Source organism: Bradyrhizobium sp. AS23.2, from assembly GCF_001908185.1.
In the GTDB taxonomy this organism is placed as follows: domain Bacteria; phylum Pseudomonadota; class Alphaproteobacteria; order Rhizobiales; family Xanthobacteraceae; genus Bradyrhizobium.
Window position 1 is genome coordinate 1 of the sequence record NZ_LGHM01000257.1, and the last position, 10224, is coordinate 10224.

The window sequence follows — 10224 nt, forward strand, 5'->3', positions numbered from 1 at the left end:
CCGCGTCCGGGTTGGCGTCCCCCGCCGCGCCGTCGTCGCTGGGTTTGCTGGTGGCATCGGGGCCGCCGCCAATGCGGATGGCGTTGGCGCTAGGCGTGCCAGAGATGAAGCGGGCCCGTGCGACGCCTTGTGCGATGCCTTGCGCTGTTCAACTTCAATTTGGCGAAAACTTCGGGGGAAACCGCGTCTGCTTTCAGCAGGATAAAACCCCGTCAATGGCGGCATCCTTCAAAGTGATGGACCATCTGGCGTGGTCAACGACAACGCGACCATCGGGTTCGAAACAGCCGTCGATGCGTCAAACAGTGCAGATGTAACGACGAACGATTCCGTCATCGCCACCGGCGGCGAAGCAGAGGGCGAGCAGAGCGCGTGCGTTTGTGAATAGGATGACCATCGCTCTAGATACCCCAGCGTAGCGCGGCGGTATGCACCGGGGCGTCCCACAATTCTTTTGACTGGCTGTCGAGCACGGAGACGGTGATCGAGGCACCCGCCATGTCGAGGGACGTCACATAAGAACCGGTCAGGAAACGCGTCGCCGTGATCCCCGCCCCGTCCAGAATGCGCTTGGCGCTGTTGGCCATCAGGTAGAGTTCGATCAGAGGCGTTGCGCCGAACCCGTTGACCAGAAGCAGGACTTCGCTGCCCCTGCCGGGCGAGAGATCACTCAGGATCGCGCCGAGCAGCTCGGCAGCAATCGCATCGGCGGATGCCAACGGCACCCTGCGGCGACCCGGCTCGCCATGAATGCCGACACCCATCTCCATTTCGTCGTCAGCCAAGGTGAAATTCGGCCGCCCTGCTGCCGGAACGCTGCACGGAAGGAGAGCTACCCCCATCGAACGGGTGCGCCGATTGACATCATCACCGAGCGTCTTGAGAGCGGCGAGCGGCATTCCGGCTTCGGCCGCGGCGCCGATCATCTTTTCCACGATCAGCGTACCCGCGACTCCGCGACGGCCGGTCGTGTAGGTCGATTTCTCGACCGCGACGTCATCGTTGGTCACCACGCTCGCGACTTCACGCCCGGCCATCTCGGCGGCCATGGTGAAATTCATCACATCGCCTTCGTAGTTCTTGACGATGAAAAGCACGCCTGCCCCGGTGTCGACGGCCTCCGCCGCCTCGATCATCTGATCCGGTGTCGGCGACGTGAAGACCTGGCCCGGACATGCGGCATCGAGCATGCCAAGGCCGACATAGCCCGCATGGAGCGGTTCATGACCCGAGCCGCCACCCGAGATCAGCGCGACCTTGCCCGGCTTCAGGGTGCGGCGGCGCACGAACTTCCGCTCGGCGCCGAGAAGCAGGATATCGGCATGTGCAGCCGCCAAGCCGTCAAGGCTCTCTTCGAGCACTGTATCGGCGCTGTTGATCAGCTTTTTCATGAGCGTTCTCCCGATTGTCTGTTCTGCAGTCTGGATCCGTCAGCCGATGCTTTCGGCGTAGCGCGCGAGCTGCGCAGCAAAGTCGACGATGAGCTGCTCGAGCGCACGATTCTTCTTGTCGTCCCCGAGATCGGGCACCGTCACTGTAACAGTGCGCGTGCGCGCCTCGCGGTGGGCCCCGCGCAGCCGTCCGGGATGCGCGCGTCCATAGGCTTCGAGGAAAGCCGCGCGCTCGGCACCAGACAGATGGCAAACCTCGAAGATGATCGCGACATGCTTCGCCGGGATTGGCACCAAGTACGCCGGATTGGTGATCTGGCTCACGAAGGAGCGGTTCTTGCCAAGCGCCGCCGCGAGCTTCAGCCGCGTCCCGGATGGCCGGTTGTCGAGGACGCGCCGCAGGATGAGCTTGTAATCCGCGACATTGCTGTCGCCCGGCCGGCTTGTGTCCTCGCCTGCATCGTCGGTCATGTGCTCACCCCGGCGACAGCAGCCTTGAGCCGCGCCACCGCAATCGGCGATACCGAGAGAGTCGTCAGGCCCGTCGCCAGCAGCGCCGCCGTCAAGCGAGTATCGGCCGCGGCATCGCCGCAGAGCGAGACCTCGACACCGCGCTTGCGTCCGGCCTCGACTGTCCGCGCGATCAGCGCCAGCACCGCCGGATTGCCCGCATCGTTGAGATCGGCGACAGCACCGATATCGCGCGCCGCAGCCATCGTGTATTGGGTCAGGTCATTCGACCCGATGGAATAGAACGCCGCGCCGAAATCCTCCGCGCATAGCGCTGCCGCCGGGATCTCAACCATGATACCGAGTGGCGGCCGGGCGCAGGCGATCCCTTCCGCCCTGAGTGACGTAAGCTCCGCGTCCAGCATGTCGTTGGCACGTTCGAGTTCCGAGGGGACCGCGACCATCGGCAGCATCACCTTCAGCGCGCCATGGACGGCCGCACGGCACAGCGCTCGCAACTGCACGCGAAACACCTCCGGCCGCGCAAGCGAGAGGCGGATCCCGCGCAAGCCCAGGAACGGATTGCGCTCGCCATCGATCGTTAAACCGGCGATCGGCTTGTCGCCGCCGGCGTCGAGGGTGCGAATCGTCACCGGCCGTCCCGCCGCCCAATCCAGAATGCGCCGATAGACCGCATATTGCGCATCCTCCCCCGGCAGGCCCTGAGACCCCTCGAACAGAAACTCCGTCCGCACGAGGCCGATGCCGTCGCAGATTGCGGGATCGAGGCCTGTGAGGTCTTCGGGCGCGGCAACGTTGAGAAGGACGGCAATTCGCCGGCCATCGGCCGTCAGTGCCGGCTCGAAGCGGCCGGCGTCGGCTGCGATCCGTGCGGCATTCGCATCCGCCATGCGGTGCTCGAAGAGGCGGCGCGTTTCGGGCCGGGGATCAAAGATCACGGTGCCGGCGTCGCCGTCGACCAGCGCCAACGACGGCGGCCGTCCGCTCCATGGCAATGGACCCAATCCGACCACCATTGGGGCCCCGCGCGCCCGCGCCAGCATCGCGACATGCGACGAAGGCGATCCGGCGGCCAGCGCGATGGCGCCGCCGCGGGTCCAGTCAACGGCCAGGAACGTTGACGGCGAAATATCGTCACCCATGACGACGGAATCGCCGGAGATCTTCGCGGTCGTGCCCGCACCATTCAGAGCCGCGAGCACGCGGTCGCGGATATCGATCAGATCGGCGGCGCGGGCCCGGAAATATTCCTCCTCCGCCGAGCGGTAGCCTGCAATCTCCGCGTCGAGTGCCGTGCGCCAGGCCTCATCGGCGGCCGCACCGGCCGCAATGGCGTCGTAAGCCGCCTCCGCCAGCGCATCGTCCTGCAGCATCGCGACCTGGAACTCCAGGATCTCCGCTGCCTCGCCGTGAACCGTCGCGATCAGTTCGGCGAGCTCCGCCGCAGCCTCCTCGACCGCCGCCTTCAAGGCCTCAACCTCCTGAGCGGGATCGCCCCTCGCCGTTCTGCTCACCACTGCGGTCGTCAGCACGGTGACCGGGCCGATGGCAAGGCCGGGCGAAGCGGGATGGCCGGTGACTTGGATCTCGCCCACGATCTCACGCCTCACCGAAACCGTCATGCACGAGCGCCAGCATGGCGGCGAGCGCCGCCTCGCCATCAGGACCGCTGATGCGGAAATGCAGCGTTGCGCCCTGCGGCGCCTTCACGCGCATCACCTTCACCGGGCTCTTGGCGTCCGTCCAGGGCCCCTCAGCAGCGACGGCAATTTCGATCCTTGCGGCAAAGCCTTTCGCGCACTGCGTGAGCTTGACAGACGGCCGCGCGTGCAGACCGACCGGATTGACGAGCACCGCGGAGGCGGTCAGCGGCGCAAACGTCTGAGCGGCCCGGTTGGCGTTGGCATCATGCATAGAATTCCTCCGCGCTGCGCTTGACGGCGGCAAGTGGCGAGCCGCCCGAAGACTCGGTCGCAGCGATCACAGCCCCCTCGACCACCGGGGCATTGCAGACCAGAACGCGCGCGCGCCGATCTTCGGCAAGCATCTCCACCGCCATCTCCGAATTGGTCTCCGCTCCGCCGAGATCGACAAGTATCGCCACGCCTGCCGGCGACCAGGCCGCCTCGATCGCCTCGAGGATTCCGGCAACGTTCGTGCCGAGCCCGCCATCGACATCGCCACCGGTCCAGGCGAGCGGCACCGCATCGCCGACCATCTGGCGCACCATATCGGCTGCGCCTTCCGCAATCTTCGGCGAATGGGACACGATGACAATTCCGACATTGCCGGGACGTGAACTGCTCATTTATTAACCTCGAACTTCAGTGTCTCAACCGCTGCACCGATCAGAAGAGAAGCCGAGCGCGAGCCCGGGTCCATATGACCGATGGAACGTTCACCAAGAAAGGACGCACGGCCGCGGATCGCAAGCATGGGCGTGGTGCGATCGGCCGCTTGCGCCGCTTCGCTCGCGATCGCCCTGGCATCGCCGCCTCCTGCCAATACGGCATGCACCGGCACCAAGACATCCAGCAGCGTTTTCTGTCCCGCTTCGGAACGGCCGCGCGCCTTGACGGCATCGATCGCCTTCTCCGTCGCCGCGACGAGATCGGCTCGGCTCGGCAGCTCGGGAAGTGCCTTGCCCAGTTCCATGAAGAAAGTCCCGACCAGCGGCCCGGAGGCACCGCCGACCTTCATGACCAAGGTCATTCCGATCGCCTTCAGCATTTCCGGCAGCGACTTGTCCGCAAGGCCCGGCAATGTCGCGAGCACAGCCTCGAAGCCGCGCTTCATGTTCAGCCCATGATCCCCATCGCCAATCGCCTGGTCGAGGCGGGTCAGTTCGTCCGCATGTTCGATCACTGACCCTGCCAGCGCTCGCACCAGTCTTTCCCTACCTAGTCGATCGAGGCTCATGCCGCTACCCTCCAGCCTTTCGCATCGAAAAATAGCGGCTTGTTGAGGCGGAGCGACACCTCGTCCCCGGCGCCCAAGCCTGCCTCGGGATCCGCCAGCGTCACGACCGGTCGGCCGCCGAGGTCAAGATGGAGATGGCTCTGGTCGCCCAGGTGTTCGACCCGCTTGACGGTTGCCGATACGTCTCCGCCGCCGCGCCCGATCGTCAGGTGCTCGGTCCGCGCGCCGATTGTCTCCACGCCAGCCGGCACGCCCGCGAACAGGGCCGCCGGCAGCAGGTTGATCGTCGGCTGGCCCAGCCGCGCCGCGACATGGGCGTTGACCGGATTCTCGTAGATCTCGCGCGGTGAGCCGATCTGCATCAGCCGCCCGGCCTCGATCACGCCGATGCGCGACGCCATAGTCATCGCCTCGGTCTGATCGTGGGTGACATAGAGGATCGTCGCGCCGAGATCGACCTGGATCCGCTTGAGTTCGAGGCGCAGTTCGCCGCGCAGCTTGGCATCCAGCGAGGAGAGCGGTTCGTCCATCAGATAGATCGAGGGCGAACGGACCAGGGCCCGACCGATCGCGACGCGCTGCATCTGCCCGCCCGACAGCTGCGTCGCCTTGTTGTGCAACTTGGATTCGATGTGAAGAAGACGCGCGACCTCCTGCACCTTCGCGCGGATGTCGGCTTCGGGCACGCGGCGGGTCGGCGCACGCAGCGCGAAGGCCATGTTCTCGAACACGGTCAGGTGCGGGTACAGCGAATACTGCTGGAAAACAAAGGCAACATCGCGATCGGCCGGTGCATCGCCGGTCACGTCGCGTCCGTCGATCCGGATCGAACCGCAGTCCGGCCTCTCCAATCCGGCGATCAAACGCAAGGCCGTGGTCTTGCCCGCGCCCGTCGGCCCGAGCAATGCGACGAATTCGCCGTCGCCAACGGTCAGCGACAGACCGCTCACCGCTTGCGCCTTGCCGAACGCCTTGGAGACGGCGTTGATCTCGACCTCAGCCATGCGCGCCTCCCTCATGTAGCGCGGTACGAATGGCCCGGCCGGACGCCTTATCGAAGATCGACAGCGTATCGGGCCGAAAGTCGAGCCCGACATTCTCTCCAGTCCGAAAGGACGTGCTGCTGGGTGAGCGGGCCTTGAGCGTACCGTAGCGCGTCGTCACCGTCACGATCTGCGTCGTGCCGAGATATTCCGTCCCATAAACCTCGCCGCGCACCATGCCACGATCGGTGAACCGCACATGCTCGGGCCGCACCCCGAGCACGAGCTCGCATTCCGCCATCGCCTCGCGTGCAGCGGGAATTGCGACGTCACGCTCTCCGAGCCGGATCGCCTGTGCGCCGGTCTGCAGGCCGCCATGAAACGGCAGAAAGTTCATGGGCGGCGAGCCGATGAAGTCTGCAACAAACAGCGAAGCAGGCCGGTCGTAGATGTCGCGTGGGCTCGCGACCTGCTCGACGACACCGTTGTTCATCACTGCGATCCTATCGGCCATCGCCATGGCCTCGAGCTGGTCATGCGTGACATAGACGGTCGTCGCGCCCAGCCGGTCATGCAGCGCACGCAGTTCATGAATCATTGCCTCACGCATCTCGGTATCCAGAGCGCCGAGCGGCTCGTCCATCAGGAAGCATTTCGGCTTGCGCACGATCGCCCGGCCGAGCGCGACGCGCTGCCGGTCGCCGCCGGCGAGGCCCGACACCGATCGATCGAGGAGATGGGAGATCCGCAGGATGCGCGCGGCCTCGACGACCCGCCGGTCGCGTTCGGCCGCACCGATGCCCTCGCATTTCAAGGGAAAGCCGATGTTGCGCCGGACATTCATGTGCGGATAGAGCGCAAAGAGCTGGAATACGAAGGCAATGTCACGCGCCGACGCGCGGTTCATCGTCACGTCCTCACCGTCGAGTCGGATGGTGCCTGCCGTCGGCAGCTCCAGGCCAGCGATCATGCGGAGTGTCGTGGTCTTACCGCAGCCGGACGGTCCCAGCAGGCAGAGGAACTGGCCGTCCTCCACCGTGAAGCTGGCGGCCTTCACCGCATGAAACGTATCGAAGGACTTGTCGAGCGCCTCGACCTTGATCTGTGCCATCGCGCCCTACTCCCGGACCTTCGACACAATGGTGAACATCACCGTGCCGAACAGGGTCGTCGCAAACGACCAGGAATACAGTGCCAGAGAGAATGGTTGCATCAGCATAACGACACCGGCGGCAATGATCATCGTCGCCACGGCTTCGAGCGGACCGCGGCGCAGAACGCGGTCCGCGAGGCTGCGACGCGCGATGGACGGGTTGGCGTCGAGACTCATTTGCGGACGGCTCCAAAGGTGATGCCGCGCAGCAGATGCTTGCGCAACAGTACCGTGAACACCACGATCGGCACCAGAAACAGCGTCGTGCCAGCGGCCACGGCGGGCCAATCCTGTCCGCCCTCGCCGATGATAATCGGAATGAAAGGTGGCGCCGTCTGCGCGTTGCCCGAGGTTAGAAGGACCGCGAAGGCGTATTCGTTCCAGGCGAAGATCAGGCAGAAGATCGCCGTCGCCGCGATCCCGGTGGTGGCCTGCGGCAGCACCACCTTCACGAACGCCTGAAAGCGGGTGTATCCATCGATCATCGCCGCCTCTTCGTACTCGCGCGGGATTTCGTCGATGAAGCCCTTGAGAAGCCAGACGGCGAGCGAGACGTTGACCGACGTATAGAGCAGGATCATCCCGAGCCGGGTATCCGACAATCCGACGGTGCGGTACATCAAGTAGATCGGGATCGCGACCGCAATCGGCGGCATCATCCTGGTCGACAGAATGAAGAACAACAGGTCGTCCTTCAGGGGCACGCGGAACCGTGAAAAGCCGTAAGCCGACAAGGTCCCCAGGGCGACGGCGAGCACGGTCGAACCGAACGCAATGATCAGAGAATTGACGAAGCGCGGGACGTAGTTCGACGGTCCGGCAACCACCATGTTGCGGCTGCGTGCGATGCTATCGCAAAGTCCCTGCGGCGGTCCCAGCGAGCGGATGAAATCCGGCGTCTGACGCGAGCGCGTCGTGAAGAGGTTGCAAAAGCCTTCAAGCGACGGCTTGAACATCACCTTGGGCGGATAGGAGATCGCATCGTCCGGCGACTTGAACGCGGTGAGCATGATCCATACCAGCGGGATCATGGTGATGACGGCATAGAGCACGACGAGCGAACCGGCAAAACGCCTCGTAGCGGCCGACGGCTCAACGACCGAATGGGCTGTAGTGGCTGAGGTCATCGGCTTTTCACCTTGTTCAGCGCCTTCACATAGATGTTGGCGAGACCGAAGACCGTCACGAACAGGATGATCGCGAAGGCCGAGGAATAGCCTGTACGCCAACTCTCGAACGCCGCACGCTTGAGCGTGATCGAGGCGACTTCCGTGGTCGATCCCGGCCCACCTCCGGTGAGCAGATTGACCATGTCGAACATCTTGAAATTCTCGATGCCACGGAAGAGCACCGCCAGCATGATGAACGGCAGCGCCATCGGCAGCGTGATCGACCAGAACTGCCGCCATTTCGATGCGCGGTCGACCTCCGCCGCCTCATAAATGTAGTCCGGGATCGAACGCAGGCCTGCCAGACAGATCAGCATCACGTAGGGCGTCCACATCCAGGCATCGACGATGACGATGGCCCATGGGCTGAGCCTCACGTCGCCCAGCATCTGGAACGACGAGGCATCGCGACCGGTAAAGAAGGCGACCACGTAATTGAACAAACCGATCTGGGGCTGGTAGAGAAACGTCCAGAAATTGCCCACTACGGCCGGCGAAAGCATCATCGGCAGCAGAATGATCGTGGTCCACATGCCGTGGCCGCGGAACTTCTTGTCGATGAGGAACGCAAGGCCGAATCCGATAACGGTTTCAATCACCACCGTCCAGATCACGAAATGGGCCGTCACCTGCATTGCCGCCCAGATGTCCGGATCGGTCAGGATCGACTGGTACCAGTCAGCCCCCAGCCAGATCGTCGGCACGTTGGCCCGGTTGGCGCGGTAGTTCGTGAACGAGAGATAGATCGTCCAGAGCAACGGAAAGATATTGATCGCCAGCAGCAGCACGATCGTCGGCGTGATGAAGAGCCAGGCGAGCGTCCTGTCCGACAAGCCCCGGATACGACGCGCCACGCCTGGCCGGACCATGACGGCCCGATAGGTGATCCGCGAAGAGGCACTCAATTCATTCATTGCATCGACCGATCTGGCACCGGGATCGTCGACGATGCGACAAATTCCGGTAGTCTCGAAAGGAAGCCCGGAGCGCATCCGCACGCGCTCCGGGCGACTGCCTCAGAACTTCTTGCCCTCTTCCTTGAAGATGGCCTTCCAGTCTTTCACCAGACCGTCGAGTGCTTCCTGCGCGGTGCCCCTGTCAGCCACCACGTAGTCATGCACACGCTTCTGCTCCGCCTGCAGGAGCTGGGCGTAGGAAGGCTCGGCCCAGAAATCGACGACCATTCCCATCGACTGCAGGAATTCCTTCGCAAAGGGCGCACTGTTCGGGAAGCTCGGATCGTTCAGCACGGACTTGGCGCAGGAATAGCCGCCGAGCGCCCACCACTTCTTCTGAACGTCGCCGCCGGCGAACCACTTGATATACTGCAGCGCTTCGCCCTGGTTCTTCGAGTAGGAAACAACCGAAATTCCCTGTCCGCCGAGCTGCGTCGCCTGTGCGGCAGGACCGGCTGGATTGACGAAGAAGCCGATCTTGTCGCCGCCGACATTCGGGTCCTTGTACAGGCCCGGGAAGAAGGCGAAGAAGTTCATCTGCAGCGCGACCTGGCCGGACTTGAAGGCATCAAGCCCCTCCGACATGTAGGAATTGGAGGCGCCGGGAGGCGTGCAGCACTTGTAGAGATCCTTGTAGGCCTCGAGCGCCTTGACGGCGCCAGGTGAGTTCACGAACCCGTCCATCGCATAAGGCTTTTTCGGATCGTCGTATTTGAAGCCGTAGTCGTAGAGATAATTCGAAACGCCCATGGTGATGCCCTCCGAGCCACGCTCGGTATAGATCGAGGCGCCATAGACCTTCTTGCCGTCGATTTCACGGCCTTGGAAGAACTGCGCAATGTCGCGGAGTTCATCAAGCGTCGTTGGTACGGCGAGATCGCGACCGTACTTGGCCTTGAAATCCTTCTGCACGTCCGGCCGCGCAAACCAGTCCTTGCGATAGGTCCAGCCCACCGCATCGCCCATCGCCGGCAGCGCCCAATAGTTCGGCGTATTCTTCGGCCATTCGGAATAACCGACCACCGTTGCCGGCATGTAGTCGTCCATGCTGATTCCTTCCTTCTTGAAGAAATCATTGAGCTTGACGTATTGGCCATTCTCCGCCGCGCCGCCAATCCATTGTGAATCGCCGATGATGAGATCGCACAACGACCCGTGCGAATTGAGTTCGTTCAGGAAACG

At 63.6% G+C, this 10224-nt stretch carries 13 protein-coding genes; 1 reads left to right on the plus strand and 12 read right to left on the minus strand.

Annotation, left to right across the window (positions count from 1 at the left end):
* The coding region (locus AC630_RS46510; RefSeq protein WP_208867111.1) for a hypothetical protein at positions 1 to 317 on the plus strand (317 nt) is incomplete at its 5' end.
* A gap of 84 nt (positions 318 to 401) precedes the next feature.
* On the opposite strand, the gene dhaK is transcribed toward AC630_RS46510, so the two are convergent.
* From dhaK to AC630_RS39895, 12 genes are all read right to left on the minus strand, one after another.
* Positions 402 to 1391, minus strand: coding sequence for a dihydroxyacetone kinase subunit DhaK (gene dhaK / locus AC630_RS39840; protein WP_074123811.1), 990 nt, complete (start codon positions 1389 to 1391; stop codon positions 402 to 404).
* Positions 1392 to 1430: 39 nt separating this feature from the next.
* Positions 1431 to 1862, minus strand: a complete 432-nt coding sequence (locus AC630_RS39845) for a hypothetical protein (RefSeq protein ID WP_074123812.1) — start codon at positions 1860 to 1862, stop codon at positions 1431 to 1433.
* Positions 1859 to 3457: a phosphoenolpyruvate--protein phosphotransferase gene (gene ptsP / locus AC630_RS39850; RefSeq protein ID WP_083636579.1), complete on the minus strand. Its 1599-nt coding sequence runs from the start codon at positions 3455 to 3457 to the stop codon at positions 1859 to 1861. Before ptsP ends, AC630_RS39845 begins: the two co-directional genes overlap by 4 nt.
* 4 nt (positions 3458 to 3461) lie before the next feature.
* Complete coding sequence (locus AC630_RS39855) at positions 3462 to 3776, minus strand: HPr family phosphocarrier protein (protein WP_074123814.1); 315 nt, start codon at positions 3774 to 3776, stop codon at positions 3462 to 3464.
* Entirely contained in the window at positions 3769 to 4170 is a 402-nt protein-coding gene (gene dhaM / locus AC630_RS39860) for a dihydroxyacetone kinase phosphoryl donor subunit DhaM (protein WP_074123815.1), read from the minus strand. Before dhaM ends, AC630_RS39855 begins: the two co-directional genes overlap by 8 nt.
* Entirely contained in the window at positions 4167 to 4781 is a 615-nt protein-coding gene (gene dhaL, locus AC630_RS39865; protein ID WP_074123816.1) for a dihydroxyacetone kinase subunit DhaL, read from the minus strand. Before dhaL ends, dhaM begins: the two co-directional genes overlap by 4 nt.
* Entirely contained in the window at positions 4778 to 5785 is a 1008-nt protein-coding gene (locus AC630_RS39870; protein ID WP_074123817.1) for an ABC transporter ATP-binding protein, read from the minus strand. Before AC630_RS39870 ends, dhaL begins: the two co-directional genes overlap by 4 nt.
* A complete protein-coding gene (locus AC630_RS39875) occupies positions 5778 to 6875 on the minus strand; it encodes an ABC transporter ATP-binding protein (RefSeq protein WP_074123818.1) in 1098 nt (365 codons plus the stop codon). The genes AC630_RS39870 and AC630_RS39875 overlap by 8 nt, the downstream gene beginning before the upstream one ends.
* A 6-nt stretch (positions 6876 to 6881) precedes the next feature.
* On the minus strand, positions 6882 to 7094 hold the full coding sequence (locus AC630_RS39880) for a hypothetical protein (protein WP_074123819.1): 213 nt from the start codon (positions 7092 to 7094) through the stop codon (positions 6882 to 6884).
* On the minus strand, positions 7091 to 8044 hold the full coding sequence (locus AC630_RS39885; protein WP_074123820.1) for a carbohydrate ABC transporter permease: 954 nt from the start codon (positions 8042 to 8044) through the stop codon (positions 7091 to 7093). Before AC630_RS39885 ends, AC630_RS39880 begins: the two co-directional genes overlap by 4 nt.
* A complete protein-coding gene (locus AC630_RS39890; RefSeq protein WP_074123821.1) occupies positions 8041 to 9000 on the minus strand; it encodes a carbohydrate ABC transporter permease in 960 nt (319 codons plus the stop codon). Before AC630_RS39890 ends, AC630_RS39885 begins: the two co-directional genes overlap by 4 nt.
* A 102-nt stretch (positions 9001 to 9102) precedes the next feature.
* On the minus strand, positions 9103 to 10224 hold a 1122-nt coding region (locus tag AC630_RS39895; protein ID WP_074123822.1), incomplete at its 5' end, for an ABC transporter substrate-binding protein.